The sequence below is a fragment of the Mesorhizobium sp. Arg314 genome (assembly GCF_053714275.1).
The window spans coordinates 1-368 of the sequence record NZ_JBSKBP010000285.1 but is presented as its reverse complement, the minus strand read 5'-3'; the positions used below and the strand labels follow the sequence as shown (position 1 = coordinate 368).

1 pseudogene is annotated in these 368 nt (G+C 65.2%); it reads right to left on the bottom strand.

What is annotated here, in order from left to right:
• Positions 1–368, bottom strand: a pseudogene (locus ACWGS9_RS36130) (glutamine--fructose-6-phosphate transaminase (isomerizing)); the annotation flags it as partial.

The window sequence follows — 368 nt, the reverse complement described above, 5'->3', positions numbered from 1 at the left end:
TCGTAGATGGTCACGCTTTCACGGCGCACCACCGCCCAGTCGCCGTCCTCGAGATAGGTGATCGAGTTGGTGAAGGGCGCCAGCGCAATCGCGTCGGAGCCGAGATACATCTCGCCCTCGCCATGGCCGACGGCCAAAGGCGGACCGTTGCGGGCGCCGACGATCAGGTCCTCGTCGCCCTTGAACATGATCGCCAGCGCAAACGCTCCCGAAAGGCGCTTCAGCGCCGCATGCGCTGCTTCCACGGGCTTCAGGCCCTTGGCCAACTCGCGCGCCACAAGGTGCGCGACAACCTCGGTGTCGGTCTGCGAGGCGAAGATGTAGCCGTCGCGGGTGAGTTCGTCGCGCAGCTCGGCGAAATTCTCGAT